This window comes from Shewanella morhuae (genome assembly GCF_900156405.1).
In the GTDB taxonomy this organism is placed as follows: Bacteria; Pseudomonadota; Gammaproteobacteria; order Enterobacterales; family Shewanellaceae; genus Shewanella; species Shewanella morhuae.
On the sequence record NZ_FTNN01000012.1, the window covers coordinates 104,012 to 125,606 of the forward strand.

A 21,595-nucleotide genomic window follows, 5' to 3' on the forward strand; every position below is an offset into this window, starting at 1 on the left:
ATCATAGGAGGTCAGGCTTCAATACGCAAGCACACTGGCGCCGAGCGAAGGTTAAAGTGGAAAAAAGATCAGAGAAACGCCCCTGTAGATACACAAAACCTATTCCGAATGCAGGTTATTTTAGGTTGATGTTTAGATTCATGGCTAAAGCTGCTGCAAATATTTCGGAGTAGAACGTCCTCTTTTAAACTCAACCTACAGTGAACAGGTTTACCTTTAATCGAGCTATGCTTCTAAAGTAAAAGTGAGCTAAAACATAAGTAGTAAATCAGGTAAAAACATGAATAAAGCTTCATCGTCGGCAGCGTGCTTTGGGATTAAACTGAATATGCTTAAGCACTAAATAACCTGAGCTCTGTGCGTCTTTACAGGTTATTTTTCCCTTTATCTGCGTTAACTTTGCTACTGATAGCCCACTATTTAGGTACGCAAACTTGCCTTGATAACGGAAAAATGACCTCTGTAGAGTTAACTTTGCAAAGTAAGGTAATAAGATTAATCAGTTACCACAGCCACTATCCCGAGTCAGGTTAAATAGATAAAAATAGAAGATGATAAGGAGCACAACTTGGTAGATGCTATTGCAGTAGATAACCCGGCGATACTGATTTGGAGCCTGCTTTTTGGCATCTTTGGCTTAGGTTTTTTCACCTATGGCAAACGCCAAGGCGCATTAATCCCACTCGGAGTGGGCTTAACCCTGATGATATATCCTTATTTTGTCAGCAACTTAGCATTACTCGTCTGTATAGGCATCGCCCTCATCTTGCTGCCGTATTTTTTAAAATTGTAATTGCATTTTAAAAGCGGGCTAAAGCTAAAAAAGAATCGACAACACTCCAGACAGATAAACTGATTGGCACAGGGTGCCAATTAAGAAGATTTCAGATACAAAAAAGCCACATCGTAAAATGTGGCGAGTCATGAGGTGCAATACATTCTAATACAAAGCGTTTATGCCCTTTTTGATGCAATAAACTTAGGCGTATTTACGGACTTTTTTAAGTGCTATTTGTTGCTTTAGCATAGATAAATGTTCGATAAACACTTTGCCATGCAAATGATCAATTTCATGTTGTAATACAATGGCTAAAAAATCATCGGTGTCGATTTCAATAGCCTTGCCCGTTCTGTCTAACGCGGTCACTTTGATTTTTTCAAAACGAGTCACCTTGGCGCGATAACCAGGGATAGATAAACAACCTTCTTCACCGATAAACTCACCAGATTTTTCGACGATTTCCGGATTAATTAGCACTTGAGGTTGGTCACGCTCATCAGATAAATCTATGACGATTATCGCATCAGTGCTACCAACTTGTGTTGCGGCTAAACCGATACCATCTTCGGTGTGATACATGGTTTCGATTAAGTCATCGATAAACCCCTGAACAGATTCAATATCTTTTACAGGTTGCGCTTTACGTTTAAGGCGTTCATCGGGGATTGTTAGAATATCGAGTACAGCCATGCCAGTTATCTTCTCTCATCGAGTCAAAAAAATTGGCGCTATTATGGACTATTTGACCATTTACACAATATTTAAGCCAAAAATAGGTTAAATATCTATTTGGTAATCGAAATTAACGATAAAAACTTAAGCGTTGAGCACCATTAACAGGCTGATGAATCCGTTACTTTACCTAATATTTCCTTATTACCGGTAAACTACTGCCACCTATCTGGAGTAAAATTCAGTGAGTGCCACATATTATTTAACTTGAGGCTGCAATTTAATGGCATCGTTTCCAAAAGACAAATCACCACTGTATGCATATCTTCAGCAAGATGAAAAAGATATGGCGAGTGAACAGGTTAAAACAGTAACACTGTCACCCATGGCGAAAATATGGCATATCGTGGCGATGATCCCACAGGGTAACGTGAGCAGTTATGGTAAAATCGCCGATTATGCAGGTTTACCAGGGCGAGCACGTTATGTGTCTAAGGCGCTAAAATTGGCTCCAGAGCATTTATCACTTCCGTGGCATAGAGTGCTTAATAGCCAAGGTAAAATTTCCTTTGAAAAAAACTCACATGCTTTTCAGCAACAAATGGAATTGTTAAGAATGGATGGGGTAATAGTGAACTGTGGCAAAATTAGCTTGTCTGAATATGAATGGCGTCCCGATCTGGTGACGTTAGTTATGGCAATGCCATTTTAGCTTAATATTCTGCTTTTAATATTGATTTAGATAACTATTTACAGGAACGTCAGTCTCGGCTATAACCTGCTGTCTGTCGATGCCATTATCGAGCAACCTTAACAGTGTAAGTCAGCATGCTACTGGACACTTTTTTATCAACCACTACTTATAATTGTTGGTAGTGATACAAGGTGAAAACCTGCGAACCAAGGAGCATTCTTTGCGTACCCTTCCCCTATTATTGCTTAGTCTAACTGCGCTCACCCAAAGTATGTCAGCCATGGCAGCACCTACGCCATTAACGCCGCATACCGCCGAATATCAAGTCAACTACGGTGATATCGAATTAGGTAAAGCCAACTACACCCTACCTAATGCCGAAGGAGGCATATTTAAGTATCGCTTTGATAGCAGTCTTAGTCTGTTGTTGTTAACCGACGTACGTCATCTTTTAAGTGAGTTTACGCAAAATGAGACTCAACTAAACCCTTTACGTTATTCACAACAACGCAAGGGTGTTGGGGCTAATTTCACTGAACAAACCGCATTTGCTAGAGATCAGGGTTTAATCCATACCCGTTATAAAGATAAAAAAGGTCAGTTTCCCTATGACGGGGCCATCTTCGACCCGCTAATGGTGCAACTGCAATTTAGGTTAGATATCAGCGCCGGCAAAGAAGAACTTGACTATAAAATGGTCAAAGACAATGAACTGGATGAATATAAATTCCGCGTTGTCGGTAAAGAACGTATGACGATTGAAAGTGGCAGTTATAACACGGTCAAAATTGAAGTCGTGCGTGAAAATAATAAAAAACGACAAACCTTCTTTTGGATGGCGCCAGAGTTAGCATATCTGCCAGTACGCTTAACTCACTTTGAAAAAGGCAGTAAACAGCTTGATATTAAGCTATTGAAATATCACTTTGATGAAACTGCTAACCAAGAAGTGTTACCGGCCGAGATAGTCGAAAAGCCGCAAGTGCCTAAGCTTCTGGGTACGGCCGAAGATTAACCCACAAAGCCATCCCTAATATAATTCATATCATAATCGCGTTTAACTACAGCGATACCGAGTGGAGCTAGACATGGCTTAAGTAGGTATCGCTGATGGTTTATTACACTGCAGCAGTAAGCTTAAATTTAGTTAAGGGAGTGGTTAAATACACTGTAAACCCGCTCAAACGCTTTTATAGGTAACATCACATATCGATTAATACCTCACCCTGTTTAAATAATGTCCAGTTACCAGGCTGCATAATATGCCACTGCTCATTATCCGTTAACGGACGAGTAGCAATCACAGTCACCACATCATGGGCTGTGGTTTCTTTATTAAAATCAATTACCACATCGGTATCAATCAATTTTGCTTTACCAAACGGTGCCCTGCGAGTGATATAGCATAAGTTATTGCTGCAGTAGCTCATCAGGTGTTCGCCATCGCTCAATATCATGTTGAATACACCTAAGGCACGAATGTCATCCGCTAAAGACGCGACAAATTTAAAAACGGCGAGCATATCCTCAGGTTTAGTATTCCCAAAATGTTGGGCGATTTGTTCTAGAATCCAGCAAAAAGCCAATTCACTGTCGGTATCACCTACGGGTTGATAACGAGAAACGGTAAATTTGGCATGATAATCTGTCAGTTGGCCATTATGGGCATAGGTCCAATAGCGTCCCCATAACTCTCGGGTAAACGGGTGAGTATTTTCTAATGACACACAACCGCGATTCGCTTGGCGGATATGGCTTATCACCACCTCACTTTTAATTGGGTAAGATTGGATCAATTTTGCAATATGCGATTCACTACTTGGACTTGCATCTTTAAATGTCCGGCTACCTTTACCCTCATAAAAAGTAATCCCCCAGCCGTCAACGTGCGGACCTGTTACCCCACCACGTTGTGCTAATCCGGTAAAACTAAACACAATGTCTGTTGGCACGTTGGCGCTCATCGCCAGTAATTCACACATATTTCTCGCCTATCATCAAGCAAACATCCACTGGCTGGCATTGTAACTAGTTGATGACATTTGTGGAACGATCAAAGTCGACAAATAATTTAAACAATTGTTTGAAAAATGCTTGTATTAAAATGTACTAAGGTTTAACTTTTATGCGACACAGGTCTGACCACAAACTATAATTGTGATCACAATCAATAAAACACCCTATGACCTGTGGTTGGCACTCGGTCATATTTAAGGAGAATTACAGTGACTACCCTACTTTGGATCATCGCCATGATCTTAGTGCTAGGAACGCTAGCTTACCTTCGGGTATCTTTGCTCACTACCACTATTGCAGCCGCTGTTGTCATGACGGCAGGCTGGGCACTCGATATTGTTGGCCCTATCTCTTGGATCGTATTCCTGGTGATCGCGCTGCCGTTTAATATCAGTGCATTTAGACAAAATGTGATTAGCCGTCCACTGATGAAAGTTTATCGCGGCATCATGCCAGAAATGTCGACAACAGAAAAAGAAGCCATTGAAGCCGGCACCACATGGTGGGAAGCAGACTTATTTGCGGGTAATCCTAACTGGAAAAAACTGCATAATTACCCTGTTGCTCGTTTAAGTGCCGATGAACAAGCCTTCCTCGATGGTCCTGTTGAAGAAGTGTGCCGCATGGTGAATCAACACCAAGTATCACACCAGTTGGCAGACTTACCTGCCGATGTATGGCAATACTTAAAAGATCACGGCTTTTTGCGATGATCATTAAGAAAAAATTTGGCGGCTTAGAATATTCAGCCTATGCCCAATCTCGCGTATTACAAAAGCTAGCAGGCTTAAGCAGCGAATTAGCCTCAACTGTTGGTGTGCCTAACTCTTTAGGCCCTGGAGAATTGCTGCAACATTACGGCACGCCAGAGCAACAAAACCATTATTTACCGCGTTTAGCCAAAGGGTTAGAAGTACCTTGTTTTGCACTCACAAGCCCAGAAGCGGGTAGCGATGCAGGCTCGATTCCTGACTTTGGTATTGTGTGTAAAGGCCAATGGGAAGGTGAAGAAATTCTCGGGATGAAACTGACCTGGAATAAGCGTTACATCACCTTAGCCCCTGTTGCGACCGTATTAGGCTTAGCCTTTAAACTGCGCGATCCAGATCATCTGCTTGGCGATAAAGAAGAACTTGGTATTACCTGTGCGTTGATCCCAACCGATATGGATGGCGTTGAAACCGGTCGTCGTCACTTCCCGCTAAACTGTATGTTCCAAAATGGTCCAACTCACGGCAACGAAGTATTTGTACCATTAAGCTTCATCATTGGCGGCCCTAAAATGGCTGGTCAAGGCTGGCGTATGCTGGTGGAATGTTTGTCTGTTGGCCGTGGTATCACCTTGCCATCAAACTCAGCGGGTGGCGTGAAAACTGCCGCACTAGCAACTGGAGCTTATGCGCGTATTCGTCGCCAATTCAAATTGCCTATTGGCAAACTTGAAGGTATTGAAGAGCCAATGGCACGCATCGGCGGCAACGCTTATCTTATGGATGCAGTAACAACGTTAACCACCACGGGTATTGATTTGGGTGAAAAACCCTCCGTAATCTCTGCGATTGTGAAATATCACTTAACAGACAGAATGCAACGATGCGTTATTGATGCCATGGATATTCACGGCGGTAAAGGCGTGTGCCTTGGCCCAAATAACTATTTAGGTCGTGGCTACCAAGCCGCTCCTATCGCAATTACCGTTGAAGGTGCAAACATCCTGACCCGTTCTATGATCATCTACGGCCAAGGCGCAATTCGCTGTCATCCGTACGTGCTGGCAGAAATGGAATCTGCGTTTGATACTCAATCTGGTCAAGGTTTAGCTAACTTCGATGCGGCCATCTTTGGTCATATTGGTTTTGCAACCAGCAACTTTGTTCGTAGCTTCTGGCTAGGTCTGACATCAAGCCGTTTCTCTAACGCGCCTTACTCAGATAAAACCAAACGTTACTATCAACAAATGAACCGTTTTAGTGCCAACCTTGCCCTGCTGTCTGACTTAGCCATGGCAACCTTGGGTGGCAATCTTAAACGTAAAGAACGTATCTCTGCCCGTTTAGGTGACTTACTAAGTCAGCTGTATCTGGCCTCTGCTACGCTGAAACGTTATGAAGATGAAGGTCGCCAAACCGACGATTTGCCATTAGTGCAATGGGCGGTTGAAGATGCACTGTACAAACTACAGGCTTCTTTAGACGATTTACTGGATAACTTCCCTGCGGGTCTTGGCGGCGTATTACGCGTGGTAATGTTCCCATTCGGTCGACCACTGAAACGTCCAAGTGATGTGTTAGATCATAAAGTGGCCAAGATCATGCAAACACCATGTGAAAGCCGTAACCGTTTAGGTAAAGGTCAGTTCTGGACTAACTCTGAGCATAATGCTGTCGGTATCCAAGAACAAACCCTGCTTGATATCATCGCGTCAGAGCCTTTGCATGACAAAGTCTGTAAAGCCAGTGGTAAACGCTTGCCATTTATGTGGTTAGATAAAGTTGCCGCTGAAGGTAAAGCATTAGGCGTGTTAACTGATGCAGAAGTGCTCTTACTGGAAAAAGCTGAGATTGGTCGGATGAAATCAATCAACGTTGATGATTTTGATCCCGCAGAACTGCGCCCAGAAATGGTTTCTAGCACTGCACAGGAACGTGCTGCGTAATCGACTCCATAAGGTGTAAACCCACTAAAAGGAGGCTAATTAGCCTCCTTTTTTATTGCCATAATTCTTACTAAAAAGCGTTCACTAAGTTAGGATTTCGCCGGCATGGCTTCTTCTACTGCTTTATCTTGGACTGCTTGCGCTTCCTCCTCTGCAATAGCTTGCTGTATTTTGGCTTCTTCTAAGGCTTCAATAGGTAATAAACTAATCAGCTCAATACTATTCGGAAATACGGTATCGTTGCCTGAAACAACCATAACTTTACCGTCCTTAGTGAGATAAACCAATGGCATTGCAGTTTCACCGTAACGCTTACAAAAATGCTCGAAACTGAAGTTTTCGGTAATATTGGTCACCTTAAGTACAGCGCCCTTTGCCATCAAACTGGCAATTTTGGCGTAGGATACCGAATCACCAAATAAACATAAACGCTGTTTATAGGACTCAGATAACTGATGTCGAGCACTGCCTGTCTCGCTATTATTGAGTTCAAAGACTTTTTTCTCGCCAAAAAAGTCTTGAAAATAGAAACTGACAAGTGGGTTGAGTTGACGATAAGGTGAGATGATTAGCACTCGGCCAATACCGGTTAAATCCATATATGTTTCAGCATGTTCAGATGCGGGATTACCAAAATACACCGGAATATTATCCATCCGAGCGAGGCGAATGTTATCCCAGTTGTTGTCAGCTAATAGCACTTTGATATCTTTCGACTTTAAGATTTTAGCTAATTCTCGAGAAAATTTAGAAGCGCCAAAAATCAATAAACCTTGGGCGGAATCGGCTTTAACGCCAAGAAAACGTGCCCAGCGTCCTGCGGTTAGACTTTGGATCACCACAGTGCCAATAATAATTAAAAATACTAAAGGCACAATCGCATCGGCGCCCTGCACATTATTAGCCTCCAACTTAATCGCAAATAGAGACGATACTGCTGCAGCAACAATGCCCCGCGGCGCAATCCAACATAAAAACCACTTATCGGCCCGTGACAATGATGTCCCCACACCAGACACCCAAATACTCAGTGGCCGCGCGACTAACATCGTCACCGCCAATACACCCACGCCACCCCAGCCTAAATCGAGCATGGCAGTCGAATCGAGTCGCGCAGCCAGTAAAATAAACAATGCTGAAATAAGTAATACCGTTAGGGTTTCTTTAAATTCAAGGATTTCAGCGATATCAACACCACGCATATTGGCTAACCAAATTCCCATAACCGTGACAGTTAATAATCCTGATTCCTCTTGTAATAGATTCGAGCCAACGAATATGCCTAACATAAGTGTTAGTACCGCGGTATTACGTAAATAGTGCGGTAGCAGATTACGCCTCAATATTTGCCCAGTGAAATAACCAGCAACAGCGCCCAGCCCAAGCCCTAAAGAGAGCATAGAACCAAGGGCATACAGCACATGAGTAGTCGGATCGCCAGAAACGGTGATGTATTCAAAAACGAGCACTGCTAGTAGCGCACCTATCGGGTCGATAACAATCCCTTCCCAACGTAAAATACTCGCAAGCTGAGATTTAGGCCGCACACTTCTTAGCATAGGGACAATAACCGTCGGCCCAGTAACAACCACCAATGCCCCAAAAAGCAACGCTATTTCCCAACTAAAATCCAGTAAATAAAAGGTCGCTGTCGTGATGCAAGCCCAGGTGATTGCAGTCCCAATCGTCACCAGATGCGTCACCATTCGACCATGATCTTTGATTTCTTTAAAATTAAGGGTCAAAGCGCCCTCAAATAAAATCACCGCAACCCCGAGGGAAATGATCGGAAACAGCAAATTACCAAAAATAGCATCAGGATTAAGGAACCCAAGTCCGGGCCCTAAGGTTAAGCCACACAGTAGTAACGGCAAAATTGCCGGTAAGCGTAATTTCCAGCCTAGCCACTGACAAAAAAGTGATAACACTCCAATCAATGCCAACATGCCAGTGATTTGTTCAACCATAAAAAATCCTAGAGGTGAGAAAAACGATTGGCTCAAAGTATCTTAATAAAATAAATGATACGAGCATGATAATGGTTAAAAAATATCTATTTAGCTTAACAATAGCAGTAAATATCTAAATGCTATGGCATTTATTAGAACTAAAAGTAAGCCACCATAACCCTGTCGAGCACACTATAACAGAGAGCGGACTGTGATTAATTAGTAAAATTTAATTAATAAAAAGTGATAAATAAAAAGGTCTTACATAACAGTAAGACCTTTTTATTTATGGCGGAGTAGGCAATATTCGGCCGCCTCGCTTCAATGTGACAGCCTAAATATCAAAAAATGACCTATTAACTATACGACATATCCAAATTTGCCCACATCCGAAAACCAATGTATATATATCTGACAGACTTATTTTTTAGTAACATGGTTAATTAACTCAGTTACTTAGCTAATTATTGTTATCTGTTTCATCAGGCAGCGTGAGATCGATATCATCCAGCGAGGGTGCTGGTGCTTGCTTCACTGGTTTTTGCTGTTGTACACGTAATTCAGCAGCCGCTAAAGCCTGCGCTAGGCTTTGACGTTTGCGCCATACAACTAAACCTAAAACACCCAGTATCAGTAAAATGACATTAATGGTCACAATCCAGAATATAGCGTCTTTTTTCGCAAGTGCTTCCTCATCGGCCGCTTTTTGCGCAGCGATGGCGGCAACAGCAGCTAGCTCCTTCGCAGTAGGTAATGGCGGCGGAGGTGGAGTTAAACTGAAGAACTGTTCAGGTAAATCGAGTATAACTTCACGGCCGGCCACTGTCGTTGTGGCGACAGTTCCCTTAAGTTTATAACGGCCAAACTCAATGAGAGTGGGTAATACTAACTCACTATCCGCTTGTGTTAGACCATCGACAATCAAGGGAACTTGCATGCCAGCAGGACCCGTTAATTCAAATGAAAAATGTGTTTCAGCTAATTGCAGCGCGCTATTATCGACATGCAACATCACTTTCCATTCAGCCATTGATGAGTCTTCAGGCGTAATAACCTCAACATTTATTGGTCGGGGTGATAACCTAAATAGAGATGAAACTTGTCTGTCAAAGACATTGTTGCGCGCCTGAACCACAAAACGATAATCCCCCCAAGGCTGCCTGATATCAATATTACTGGTAAATATTCCGTCGTCGGGTCTTTCATCATAATCTTCGCCATTGTCTTTATAAGAGCCAACTATAATGTCGCCAGCGGCGAAGTTTTCATCACCCGCTTTATGCCTACTGACAAAATGAGCATTCCATTCAACAAGATAATCTAACCCTGGCAAGCGCATACGCTGAGCATCACCCATTAATTGGGCCACTAGCTTAATTTGCTCACCTTGAAAAAGAGGTTGTGGCAATGGCTGAACTTCAATTTCTAACTTAGACACTTTTTTAATCGTCGAAGTCGGCACCACTTTGCCTATTAGCTGCCAAGGCCCCGGCATGGGTGACTCAATGTAAATAATGTCGCCGGTAATACCAGCAGCCCATTTGACTGTTTTAGGATGACGATCTGAGTACATTTTACTGCCATCAGGCAATACAACGATAACGGGCCCAGAATCGTAATCTCGCTCCACAAATAGCGTCATGTTATCGACCATATGATCAATACGAAAACGGTTTTTGAGCTCAGATGCCGTATCCACCGCAACAATCGGCGCAGCAATCGGCGCAGCTTTGGGCGCAGCTTTGGGCGGCTGGGCACTTGTTTGAGCTGTATCAGACCCAACGGCAAACACGGCAGTGACGCTAAGCAGCGAGGTTGTGGTAAGCAGGTAAACAGTTAACAGAGTATTACGCGATATCGGCATAGTGATTATTCTATCCTCTCCAGAGGCATTTACCTGATTTTGCGACGAGATCAAGGCGTTGCTCATGCATAGTCAGTTCATCGGCAGATGCAGCAATCACTTTAAGATTAAGTGATTGCGGATCAAAACGTTGGATCCCGCCCCCTTCCTGGCCCGCTTCTTCGTTGGACAAATTAAACTTTGTTTGCCCGCCTGTCATGATCAGATAAACATCAGCGAGGATCTCGGCATCGAGTAAAGCGCCGTGATATTCGCGCCGAGAAGTATCTACGCCATAACGCTTACACAAAGCATCGAGGTTATTTTTTTGCCCAGGGTGCAGGTATTTAGCGATAACTAAGGTATCGAGAATACTACAAATATCGGCAGTTTTCGGCCCGCGTGGCTGTAATAGCGAGAACTCATGATCCATGAAGTTCACATCGAAGCTCGCGTTATGGGCGACAATTTCAGCACCGTCGATAAAATCAATAAATGCTTGAGAAATTTGTTGAAAACGAGGTTCATTAGCCACCCGCTCATCGGTAATACCGTGAACAGCAATGGCTTCAGGGTCAATCGCCTGACCTGGGTTGATATATTGGTGATAATAACGCCCCGTCAAACGACGGTTCACCACTTCTACACAACCAATTTCGATAATCCTATGGCCTAAATAGATGGCGCCGCTGCCTTGGTTCATACCTGTGGTTTCGGTATCTAAAATAACCTGACGGCTCGCGTTAGAGATAATATTCATTTTTTATGCGCTTCTTATGACAATTTTTGGTTATACTCGGCCGAAATTCCCGGCGATGGTAACAATTTAATGACTGAACTAAAACTGATCCACATCTTCACCGACGGCTCTTGCTTAGGCAATCCCGGTCCTGGCGGCTATGGTATTGTAATGAATTATAAGGACCATACAAAGGAGATGTCCGACGGTTTTGCACTCACGACCAATAATCGCATGGAATTATTAGCGCCAATCATAGCGTTAGAAAGCTTAAAAGAGCCTTGCCAAGTTGTGCTCACCAGTGACAGTCAGTATATGCGCCAAGGTATAATGACCTGGATCCATGGCTGGAAGAAAAAAGGCTGGATGACCTCAAACCGTACTCCAGTTAAAAACGTTGACCTATGGAAACGTTTAGATAAAGCGGCCCAAATGCACACAATAGATTGGCAATGGGTGAAAGGCCACGCAGGTCACGCCGAAAACGAACGCTGCGATGTGTTAGCTCGTACTGCCGCAGAATCTAAGCCAACTCAACCGGACTTAGGCTACCAACCTTAACGCCAATGTTATCCAACTCAAACTGACTGCGTTCGATTGTCGCTGCATTAAATGATTGTAACAACGATAGATTGTGTCAGCAAAAATGAGAGTGGCTCAAGTCAGATATATAAGAGTCACGCCCAAGTTAACAACTTGGGCGTATAGGTGGTTATCATCAAGATAACATTTCAAAGCGGTTATTCAGTTTCAGCAGTGATATTGAAAAAGTTCTCACAAAACGCCACAAATGCTTGGCCAAGAGAAGTTGCTTGACGGCTTTTATGGGTAATTCGATAAAACTGCCGCTCCAGCACTAATCCCTCGATTGTCACTAATGCCAACTCTTTACGACTGATGTCTTTATCCAATGCAAGCTCAGACAATACTCCAAGCCCAGCACCTTGTTTGACCGCCAATTTAATTGCATCTGGTGTAGTAAAACAGAACTTAGCTTCGGGTCGCATATCCAACTCATTGGCAGCATTCACAAAATACTCTCGAGTACCAGAACCCTCTTCACGCAACACCCAAGATTGTCCTTTAACAGCCGCGGGGGTAACCACTTTGCCTGCCAGCGGGTGCGCTGGATGACAAAACACCAGTAGTCTATCCTTGTGCCACGCTTCAACATGTAAACGGTTATCGGTACAATAACCCTCGATAAAGCCCATTTCAGATCTAAATTGCGCAACCGCTTGGATAACATCTTGAGTATTAGTTATCGCAACATCCACATGGGTTTGGGTGTGTTGCTGGCAAAATGCCACCGCCGCTTTCGCCAACAAATAATTACCAATCGTTGAACTAGCACTAACACTTAAACGCCCGACGAGATCGCCACCATGGTAGGTAAACGCTTGCTCAATTTGTTCGACTCGATGCAATAAATCCGTTGCCAGCGGTAACAGCAAATTACCCTGTGAGTTTAATTGCAATCGATTACCAATCCGCTCAAATAAACGCGCATTAAGCTGTTTTTCTAGCTCAGCTAAGGCCATAGATGTTGCTGGTGGCGATAGGTTCACTTGCTCTGCGGCCTTTGCGACTTGACCGCTGCGCGCCACTGCCTCAAATACTGCCAATTGTCTTAGGGTGATACGCATATAAAAACCTGCACGTTAAAAATAGAAATAGCCTGCCCGTTATTCAGTATGTTCAGATAATGGCTTTGATAAATTATCAGATAAATGCTCTGCACATCCAGCCGTTGGCGCTGTACTCCAATTGGTTTGTCGCATCTTGCGTTTATCACGGATAGGTGTAAGTGGCGATTCCAGTTTACGTGCCACAATCACATATAAACTACCCGCACTGGGTAACCACGAGGCTAAGCTTTGTTGAAAAAATCGCCCTTGGGTAAACTCACCGATTAACGGGTGATAAACCAAACGTTCATCTGCGACAACTTGATAACCTAATAATCCTAACCAATCTCGCACGCGTGATGGCATAAAAAAACGACCATTCCAAGGAAGGCAATCCTGGTATTTAGGCCACAATTTACCCAAAAATAGTGGACTTAAAGGATTAAATCCAACAATAAAAAGATAGCCTCCAGCTATGAGCACTCGATCAGTTTCACGTAGGATACGGTAAGGATCGGGTTCAAACTCAAGTAACAAACTCATTACGACAGCATCAATAACCCCATTCTGCAGCGGTAAATGACAGAAATCACCTATGATTGATGCGTCTTGGGATGATAGCGAAAAATGATGCGCTACCGGTGATGCCATGCTCGATAATGCTGCGCTCAAAGGGCCTAACTTTAATAGATGATAACCAAATACTCTTGGCCACCAGTTTTCAAGATGTGCGGCTACCGCTTGTTGCAGCGCTGCGCCATTGGGTAAGTCATCCCACTGCTTTGGCTTGAGATCAAAACTGAAATGCGACACAGAGTTCCTCCGTTAGCTTGGGGCCATTATCCAATACTACAGATGCTAACATACTGCGACTTAAATACTGCCACACCGCTTGGCCGTAAACATCGCCAAGGGTCATACACTCATGGATAATACCCTTATCTTTATACTCAAACACAGACATAGGTATTGCTATGCTCACTATAACAGCAGTTAAAGCCTTTAATGACAATTATATCTGGGTGTTACAACAGGCTCAGGCACACGTTTATGTTGTCGACCCAGGTGATGCTAAGGTGGTGATTAACTACCTTAACGCGAATCAGCTCACGTTAGCTGGAATTTTACTGACGCATCACCATAGAGACCACACAGGAGGAGTCGCAGAACTTCAAGCCTATAGTGGCAATCAACTCACGGTTTATGGCCCAAATAATGAAGCCATTGCAGACATGACTCATCCACTTGATGCCAAAACACAGCCTATGCTCACGCTTGACTATCTAAACGCACCACTGCAAGTGCTCGATGTGCCTGGGCATACCGCAGGGCATATCGCCTACGTTATTGAAGATGCCTTATTTTGTGGTGATACCTTATTTAGCGGCGGATGTGGCCGTTTATTTGAAGGCACGCCAGCGCAAATGCTTGCATCGCTCAAACAACTCAGCCAATTACCGGAAAATACACGAGTTTATTGTGCCCATGAATATACCCTATCCAATCTCAAATTCGCTCTCGCGGTCAATCCGAACAATATCGAGTTACAAGCCTACAACGAACAAGCTAAAAAATTACGAAGCCAAGATGAGCCCACTATCCCCTCTACCATTGCATTAGAACGTGCTATTAACCCATTTTTACGCGCAGCCGATCCTGACATTGTAGCCAGCATCAAGCAGCATTTTAACGCAATAAAACCGACAAAATTGGATGAACTGAGCTGTTTTACTTTACTCAGACAGTGGAAAGATATTTTTTGATCACAAAAGCAATATTATTGATTGAAATTTAAACTGTTTTTTCCACTTTTGATGATGTAAGTCAAAAATAGCCTTACATTATGTACGATAATTAAGGGACAAGATCGCAAAGATCCCATAGAATGGCTCGTTTTGCGTGAATACTTTGCGCGCTGCGTTGTCTTTATCTTTATAAAAAACATATCGTTACTGTAAAGAGAGTAATGCACTAACAGAGGACTACCGTTTTCAATGAGAGTATCACTTTATATTGTTGCAGGGGGATTTGCCCTACTCACAGGCTGTCAAACCCTAAACAACAATGACACTAACCAGACAAAAGTTGAAACCGTCAACGCCCAAACCATAGTCCCAGAATATTACCTCGCTACAGAGGCTCCATCGGCGCAAATTACCGATGTGTGGGAACGCATTCGTCAAGGAATGCAATTACCGGTTCCTGATCAAAAGTTGGTCAACCAATATCGCGATTGGTATATCAAAAATCCGCAGCATCTGGCGATCATCTCCGAGCGTGCGGTGCCTTATATGTACCTGATTGTAGAAGAACTTGAAAAACGTCATCTTCCTATTGAGATAGCTCTTTTACCTATCATAGAAAGCGCCTTTGATCCTTCGGCCTCTTCTACAGGTTCAACCGCCTCAGGCTTATGGCAATTTACGACGCCCATGGCCAGCCATTTTGGTTTAGAGATGAACTGGTGGTACGACGGCCGTCGCGATGTCCCCGCTTCAACAACTGCGGCATTGGACATGCTCGAATATCTTTATAGTAAAACCAATAATAATTGGCTTTATGCTATTGCAGCCTATAACTCGGGCGAATCACGGGTACTGAATGCGATTAAAGATAATGAGAAAAAAGGACTTAAAACTGACTTTTGGTCATTAGATTTACCCCGAGAAACGGAACAATACGTGCCACGATTACTGGCATTAGCCGAAGTCATTAAGCATGCCGATGAATACGGAATTAACTTAGCGCCAATTGGTAATAATCCTTCTATTGAAGTGGTTGATATCGATAGCCAAATTGATTTAGCAATGGCAGCAGGGTTCGCCAATATGACGACACTCGAGCTACAAAAACTCAATCCTGGTTATAACCGCTGGGCTACATCGCCAGTAGGACCACACACGCTAGTGCTGCCGATTGATAAATCGGAAGAATTTAAAAAGGCACTCGCCGAAACCGAGAGCGAAGATAGAATTAGCTGGCTACGCTATACGATAAAATCCGGTGACAGCATTAGCAATATTGCTAAACAGCACCACACCACAATTGCTGCAATTCGCGCTGCTAACGGCATGAAAAGCAATACTATCGTGACTGGTAAGCATTTGATTATTCCTGTTGATGCTCAAGATAAGCAGCTCTATGCACTATCGACTCAACAGCAATTACCCAAAAAATTGCACACAGCAACAACATCCAACCAAATAGCTTATCAAGTGAAATCGGGTGATACGCTGAGTGAAATAGCAGAAGCCCACAAGGTGACAGTGAAACAACTGAGTGCTTGGAACAAATTAGCTCAAAAAAACAAGTTAAAAGATGGTCAAAAATTAGTGATTTTTACACCGACAGATAGCCAACAAACAGCACAAATTCGTACTGTGAGCTACAAGGTAAAAACAGGGGATTCCCTTGTTCGTATTGCTAACAAATTTAATGTCAGTGTCGCCGAGTTACTCGAATGGAATAGCCTCGCGCAATCACAATATTTACAACCTGGGCAAGTAATTAAGCTAGTTGTTGATGAGAGTAAATTAAGTGCATAAGCATTTAAAAAACATTAATACTAGATAATGCATTACCGTTAAACGTAAGTTTAATTCAGATCTAAAGCATAAAAAAGGCAGCGAACCGATGGGAACGCTGCCTTTTTACTGTGTAATTGCCTTATTCCATGGTTACTTACTCCATGGTTAATAGTAAAACCACTGGTGCCATTAATGTTGCATTTGACGCTACCGCTTTAGCTACAAAATGCGCTTCTAAACGAGCACCATCTGCAGGGATGCCTGCAAACGCTTTAGGTGGGATACTAAAGGATGTACTGATTACTTTGCCTGCGCCTAATTGGCTATTACGTAACGCTTGCGTGGACATCATATCTTCTGACCAAGCCCATAGGCGTTTTCCCTCTTGAGTCACTAACCATAAATCCGCCATCATTCCTGTGTTATAACGTAAATCAACGGCATAGGTTTGTGGATTAGTCACGCTTAAGGTTGCTTTTACTGCATGCTCAAAATCAACAAAAGAGGCTAAGATTAATTCTCCACGCAGTAGCCCTTGCGCTGCGCCAGTAGTTACAGGCTCAACCTTTAATGTTGGAATGTTTTTATGACTAGAAACATCAAGCGCTAAATCCGCCGCACGTACAATTTCAGGTTTAACTGCTGTAGCGGCTTTGGTTTCAGTCGGTTTACTGTTAGCGGGCGTTTTAGGCGCTATGCAGCCAACAAGTTGTCCACTCACAACCACACTAACCGACACAAGCAAAGCGTAACGCTTCAAACTTACCATTAAAAACCTCCTAGTTTTTTCAACAAGGAATCTTTTAATTTTTCCTTCGCTTTTTCGGTTTCTTCCTTGAACTGATTATTCAGTAAGGCTTTAGTATCCAAAGCATATTCTGGCTTTTGGAAAGTCCCTGTAATCGCAAGCGGAATATCAATCCCCGCGAGGGCTTCTTGATCGCCACCCTGACCTTTCAAACTATTCACTAAACTTGCCGTCAGCCTATAATCTAGCGCTTCGGTTAATAAGTTTGCACTACCTTTACCAGCAAGGCGCAGTAGTGGTGACGACATCGCCAGATCAGGATTATTAGCAACGCCATTATCAAGGGTAAAACTGCCAGTTAAACTGGAAAAATCAGTTTTATGTTCTTCCTTATTCTGTGAAGATAAGTCGCCCTTTAACTTAGCCTGTGCGCTACGGATCATCTGTGGAATATTAACGCCATACAAGGCACCATCATTTATATCAAAATGCCCATTCGCTAATAGATTTTGCTTTAGCTGCAAAGGAATAAGGCTTTTCCCTTTACCTTTTACGCTAAAGTTAGCCGTTCCCGCTAATAAATAGACGTCTGCAGCATCTTTTAATAAAGGACGTATTTGTACACCTGTTACACTGTTATCAAATTGGTAGCTGGCCACGGCTTGACGCGCATCAACCTGTGCACTGAGAAGTAATTGACCTTGATACAGATCAGCGTTCAGCTTAGTTAAGTCTATGACACCATTTTGGATACTCATATCCATTAACCAATTCTGCGTCGCTAAATTAGCAACTTTTATCGACTTAACCGTCAATTTAAGTTTTGCATCAAGCCCTTTCAGTGCAGAAAAATCAGGTTCATCAGCAACCTGATGACTCGCTGCCGGTGTCTGTTGTGTCGTCTCAACGGCTTCAGTTTTGGGCAACAAGGCATCTAAATCGAGGTCGCCAATTTGAAAGTCAGCATTAATCTTGGGGATTTTGGTACCATAATTGACGCCAAGTTTCCCCACTGCGCTAATATTCGCAGCAGTTAACTGGGTAATATCAACCGACAATTGCTGTTTATCGAGTGCGATTTGAGTCGCTAAGGTAATCGATGTTTCGAGTTTCTTATTCGGAATACTCTCCCCTTCCATCACAGTGTCAATGTTGAGATCATTGATAACGAGTTGCTTAACATCGCGGCTAAGTTTTAACTCACCTTTACCTTTACTGCTCAGTGTCATATCCGGCATTGTGGCACTAAATTCAAAAGCAATTGGAGCAAATTTATCTAAGGTAAACTCACCCAAGGTAAAGCTATCTAGCGTAAAAGTTTGAGTTTGCTTTTTAGCTTCATCAATCATGTTAATTTGGGTGTTAGTAATAGAGACCCCGCCAATATTAATATCTGAAAGTTGGCGCTTAGTTGAAGGTTCAGCAGATACTGGCGCTTTTTGCCCACTCTCTTCACCCACTAAACCGTCAAGGCTCGAACTCCCATTTTTACGGGTAACTAAATTAATTGTTGCGCCATCAAGGCTCAATTCTGCAATTTCAATTTTGTGACTAAATAATGGCATTAATGCCACCTCTGCTACTGCTTTATGAACATCTAACATCGCTTTAGGGCTAAAACCATCAGGATTCGATAGGGAAACGCCACCTAAGTTAATGCCAATCACCGGAAAAAAGGTCCAAGACAAATCATCGCTGATAGCAAATTCACGGCCAGTTTGCTTTTTTACAGCATCGACAATTTCAGGTTTAAAGTCATTAGGATCGAAAAATACGCTGAGATAAACAGCAACCAAAAGAAACAGTGTTACCACTAAGGCCAAGAGCCACTTAATGAATTTCATATAAATATCCTTATTAAAAACAGGTTTTTATTACAATGATTTAGCTTAAAAATGCACAGTCCAACAGCTCATCACTCACTGCAATACCATTTTCATCGGCATACAGTTGCATGCCAGGTTTAACCATTACGCCGCCCATATTTACTGGGACATTAATTTGCCCTTGATCTCGCTTTTCAGTTTTAATTGGGACAGCACCTAAAGCATAAATACCTAAATTAAATGTCTTTATTCGCATAACATCACGTACAAAACCATTAATTACCACGCCTTGCCAGCCATTATCTAAGGCACTTTGAGCAATTAAATCCCCGAGTAATGCTTGCCTATAGGAACCGCCACCATCGACAAAAAGCACTTTACCTTGTCCATTTTGCGCCAGAACTTCTTTTACTTTGGAATTATCCTCAAAGCATTTCACTGTCACTATCTCACCCCAAAAAAGTGGTTTTCCACCAAATGCCTTAAAAGCCAACGGCAACAATTGAAGTTTAGAGGGATAGTGGTCAAACAAATCAGGCAATAGATCAAGCATTTGTTTCTCCGTTAGTGCTTAAAACTTTAGACTACGCATAATTATCGACCTCGACAAGTTCAAAGCGAAAACCAATTTCAATTTTATTGCATTTGAAGCACTAAAAATTTGGTGTATATTGGTGTTGGCATTATAATCTGCTCCAGTTAACGTCCTGTGATACCTTTGTAGTCTCATAATTTTTTCTCTCTCCTTTTTTGTTATATAGCGAACACCAAATGAATACAGATCTTGATTTAAAAAATGCGCTCGCAGCTCTTGATGAATATGGATACGATAAGAAAGTTTCCACGGATCTTGAACAAGCACGTAATCAGCAACAAATGGCCAAATATATTCAATCTCTCGATTATAGTTTACGTCGACTATTAATATTACAAGAAACGGTTAACGATTTAGTTGAAGAAAAGAAACATCAATTAGCAATGCAAGAAAACATTCAAACTTACAAAACAAAAGTGATTAACCTATCGAGAGAGTTTAACATCTCCTATGATGAAGTATTAGGACTGATGACATCTTCTAAATCAAAAAGCTAACATTATCACGATGATTAACTTTATCGCATAATCGACTCCAATATTAATAGGGTTGACATGTGCATATAACAAAGCGGTTATCAACATAATGAGTAAACCGACTATTCGCTATAAAACGTTAACAAATTTGTTGTTTAACTTAGTATTGATATTCAAATGATAATTATACCCATAAAAAAGCAGAGCCTAAGCCCTGCCTCTGGATCAGGGCGGGATCATACTTTGTTAACAGTAGGGAACTTCTTCGTATCTGCATGATCTGATCGGGCATGTTATTCTACTGAACCTAATCCATGTCCTTATTTGAACACTTGAAACTCATCGAAGACCCTCGCTCTCACATCAACCTAGACCATGATTTAGTTGATATTATTTTTCTCGTTTTAGCGGCAATCACTTCAGGTTGTGATGGCTGGCAAGCTATCGAAGAATTCGGCAAAGAGAACCTATCTTGGCTACGTAAACATCGAGATTTTGACAAAGGGATCCCGACTCGGCATTCCATTGCTCGGATCATTAAAGTCATCGATACCGAAATACTGGTGTTGGCGCTCTTTAGTTGGGCAAATAGCTTAAGAGAGGCCTCATCCAAGCCATTAATCGCTATCGACGGCAAAACGTTGCGGGGTGCAGTTAATCAACATGGCGCTAAAAATGCGCTACACCTCGTTTCGGCCTTTGATACCGAACAAGGAATTGTGCTGTATCAGCAAGATACACAGACCAAAGGTAACGAAATCGCAACGGTTCAAGCGCTGTTGCACATGTTAGACATTAAAGACGCTGTTGTAACCTTTGATGCACTTCACTGCCAGCGGGAAACGCTTCAACAAATCATCAAAGCTAAAGGTGACTATGTTGTTCAGGTAAAAGGCAACCAACCTCTACTTAGGCAGGCCATAGAGATGCAGTTCCAACCTCACTGGGATAACGACGGCGTCGACATATTGAGTATCGAAGAGGATGACAAGGGGCATGGCCGTAAGGAGCGTCGCACGACATTTCAAATTCCAGCAAAGCTGCCGCAGGCGCTCGCGAAAAAGTGGCCATCAGCCAAGTCGCTAATTGCCGTTGAGCGTCAACGAACATATAAAGGTGTTACAAGCATTAATACGGATTATTACTTAAGTTCTTTACCTCTGGACGTCGAACTTGCAGCCAAAGCGGTGCGTCAGCATTGGCACATCGAGAACCAGCAACACTGGGTGCTTGACGTCACCTTTAGGGAAGACAGCTCAAGAATGGGTGACCGTGAAAACGCGAAGAAGATGGCGCTATTTCGGCGTATCGTGCTGAACCTTTTAGAGCAGCATCCGCTAAAAGCCAGTAAACCAACCAAGATAAGAAAGGCAGCATGGAATGGCGATTTTAGGAGCGAGATTTTCTTTGGTTAAAAGATTTAACAAAGCTTAATCCCGCCCTGG

The 21,595-nt window shown here is 42.7% G+C and carries 19 protein-coding genes and 1 pseudogene; 9 read left to right on the plus strand and 11 right to left on the minus strand.

What is annotated here, in order from left to right:
• The first annotated feature begins 568 nt into the window (after window positions 1-568).
• On the plus strand, window positions 569-793 hold the full coding sequence (locus tag BW947_RS14175) for a hypothetical protein (protein WP_244153259.1): 225 nt from the start codon (window positions 569-571) through the stop codon (window positions 791-793).
• 186 nt (window positions 794-979) lie between these two features.
• Here the strand turns inward: BW947_RS14175 and def are convergent, their stop codons facing one another.
• Window positions 980-1,471 carry a peptide deformylase gene (gene def, locus BW947_RS14180; RefSeq protein WP_076500633.1) on the minus strand — a complete coding sequence of 164 codons (492 nt, stop codon included), beginning with the start codon at window positions 1,469-1,471 and terminating at the stop codon, window positions 980-982.
• 265 nt (window positions 1,472-1,736) lie between these two features.
• On the opposite strand from def, the gene BW947_RS14185 reads away from it, so the two are divergent.
• Both BW947_RS14185 and BW947_RS14190 read left to right on the plus strand, forming a co-directional pair.
• A complete protein-coding gene (locus BW947_RS14185; protein WP_076500635.1) occupies window positions 1,737-2,165 on the plus strand; it encodes an MGMT family protein in 429 nt (142 codons plus the stop codon).
• A 202-nt stretch (window positions 2,166-2,367) separates the two neighbouring features.
• Window positions 2,368-3,162 carry a DUF3108 domain-containing protein gene (locus tag BW947_RS14190; RefSeq protein ID WP_076500636.1) on the plus strand — a complete coding sequence of 265 codons (795 nt, stop codon included), beginning with the start codon at window positions 2,368-2,370 and terminating at the stop codon, window positions 3,160-3,162.
• A 187-nt stretch (window positions 3,163-3,349) separates the two neighbouring features.
• Here BW947_RS14190 and BW947_RS14195 read toward each other — a convergent pair whose 3' ends face one another.
• Window positions 3,350-4,129: a class II glutamine amidotransferase gene (locus BW947_RS14195; RefSeq protein ID WP_076500638.1), complete on the minus strand. Its 780-nt coding sequence runs from the start codon at window positions 4,127-4,129 to the stop codon at window positions 3,350-3,352.
• A 243-nt stretch (window positions 4,130-4,372) separates the two neighbouring features.
• On the opposite strand from BW947_RS14195, the pseudogene fadE reads away from it, so the two are divergent.
• A pseudogene (gene fadE, locus BW947_RS14200) lies at window positions 4,373-6,819 on the plus strand (acyl-CoA dehydrogenase FadE).
• An 89-nt stretch (window positions 6,820-6,908) separates the two neighbouring features.
• Here the strand turns inward: fadE and BW947_RS14205 are convergent.
• The 3 genes from BW947_RS14205 to dnaQ form a co-directional block, all read right to left on the minus strand.
• Window positions 6,909-8,786: a cation:proton antiporter gene (locus BW947_RS14205; protein ID WP_076500640.1), complete on the minus strand. Its 1,878-nt coding sequence runs from the start codon at window positions 8,784-8,786 to the stop codon at window positions 6,909-6,911.
• A gap of 442 nt (window positions 8,787-9,228) precedes the next feature.
• Window positions 9,229-10,632 carry a TIGR03503 family protein gene (locus tag BW947_RS14210; protein ID WP_076500642.1) on the minus strand — a complete coding sequence of 468 codons (1,404 nt, stop codon included), beginning with the start codon at window positions 10,630-10,632 and terminating at the stop codon, window positions 9,229-9,231.
• Window positions 10,633-10,642: 10 nt separating this feature from the next.
• The gene (gene dnaQ / locus BW947_RS14215) at window positions 10,643-11,371 is read right to left on the minus strand and encodes a DNA polymerase III subunit epsilon (protein WP_076500644.1); all 729 of its coding nucleotides are present in this window, start codon (window positions 11,369-11,371) and stop codon (window positions 10,643-10,645) included.
• Window positions 11,372-11,440: 69 nt separating this feature from the next.
• On the opposite strand from dnaQ, the gene rnhA reads away from it, so the two are divergent.
• Complete coding sequence (rnhA, locus tag BW947_RS14220) at window positions 11,441-11,911, plus strand: ribonuclease HI (RefSeq protein WP_076500646.1); 471 nt, start codon at window positions 11,441-11,443, stop codon at window positions 11,909-11,911.
• Window positions 11,912-12,090: 179 nt separating this feature from the next.
• Here the strand turns inward: rnhA and BW947_RS14225 are convergent, their stop codons facing one another.
• The 3 genes from BW947_RS14225 to BW947_RS18735 are packed head-to-tail and all read right to left on the minus strand — an operon-like array spanning window position 12,091 to window position 13,942.
• A complete protein-coding gene (locus BW947_RS14225; protein ID WP_076500648.1) occupies window positions 12,091-12,996 on the minus strand; it encodes a LysR substrate-binding domain-containing protein in 906 nt (301 codons plus the stop codon).
• A 39-nt stretch (window positions 12,997-13,035) separates the two neighbouring features.
• Entirely contained in the window at window positions 13,036-13,791 is a 756-nt protein-coding gene (locus BW947_RS14230; RefSeq protein ID WP_076500650.1) for a class I SAM-dependent methyltransferase, read from the minus strand.
• Complete coding sequence (locus tag BW947_RS18735; RefSeq protein WP_159436988.1) at window positions 13,772-13,942, minus strand: hypothetical protein; 171 nt, start codon at window positions 13,940-13,942, stop codon at window positions 13,772-13,774. Before BW947_RS18735 ends, BW947_RS14230 begins: the two co-directional genes overlap by 20 nt.
• A gap of 10 nt (window positions 13,943-13,952) precedes the next feature.
• On the opposite strand from BW947_RS18735, the gene gloB reads away from it, so the two are divergent.
• Complete coding sequence (gene gloB / locus BW947_RS14235; protein WP_076500652.1) at window positions 13,953-14,741, plus strand: hydroxyacylglutathione hydrolase; 789 nt, start codon at window positions 13,953-13,955, stop codon at window positions 14,739-14,741.
• 231 nt (window positions 14,742-14,972) lie between these two features.
• Complete coding sequence (locus tag BW947_RS14240) at window positions 14,973-16,523, plus strand: LysM peptidoglycan-binding domain-containing protein (protein WP_076500654.1); 1,551 nt, start codon at window positions 14,973-14,975, stop codon at window positions 16,521-16,523.
• Window positions 16,524-16,659: 136 nt separating this feature from the next.
• Here BW947_RS14240 and BW947_RS14245 read toward each other — a convergent pair whose 3' ends face one another.
• Genes BW947_RS14245 through BW947_RS14255 form a run of 3 tightly spaced genes read right to left on the minus strand, consistent with a single transcriptional unit; the run spans window position 16,660 to window position 19,632 of the window.
• Complete coding sequence (locus BW947_RS14245; RefSeq protein ID WP_076500656.1) at window positions 16,660-17,274, minus strand: BsuPI-related putative proteinase inhibitor; 615 nt, start codon at window positions 17,272-17,274, stop codon at window positions 16,660-16,662.
• Window positions 17,274-19,097 carry an AsmA family protein gene (locus BW947_RS14250; protein ID WP_076500658.1) on the minus strand — a complete coding sequence of 608 codons (1,824 nt, stop codon included), beginning with the start codon at window positions 19,095-19,097 and terminating at the stop codon, window positions 17,274-17,276. The genes BW947_RS14245 and BW947_RS14250 overlap by 1 nt, the downstream gene beginning before the upstream one ends.
• A 40-nt stretch (window positions 19,098-19,137) precedes the next feature.
• On the minus strand, window positions 19,138-19,632 hold the full coding sequence (locus tag BW947_RS14255; RefSeq protein ID WP_076500660.1) for a putative 4-hydroxy-4-methyl-2-oxoglutarate aldolase: 495 nt from the start codon (window positions 19,630-19,632) through the stop codon (window positions 19,138-19,140).
• A gap of 218 nt (window positions 19,633-19,850) precedes the next feature.
• On the opposite strand from BW947_RS14255, the gene BW947_RS14260 reads away from it, so the two are divergent.
• The gene (locus BW947_RS14260; protein WP_076500662.1) at window positions 19,851-20,171 is read left to right on the plus strand and encodes a hypothetical protein; all 321 of its coding nucleotides are present in this window, start codon (window positions 19,851-19,853) and stop codon (window positions 20,169-20,171) included.
• Between the two features lie 293 nt (window positions 20,172-20,464).
• Window positions 20,465-21,565, plus strand: coding sequence for an ISAs1 family transposase (locus BW947_RS14265; protein WP_076499763.1), 1,101 nt, complete (start codon window positions 20,465-20,467; stop codon window positions 21,563-21,565).
• Window positions 21,566-21,595 lie beyond the last annotated feature (30 nt).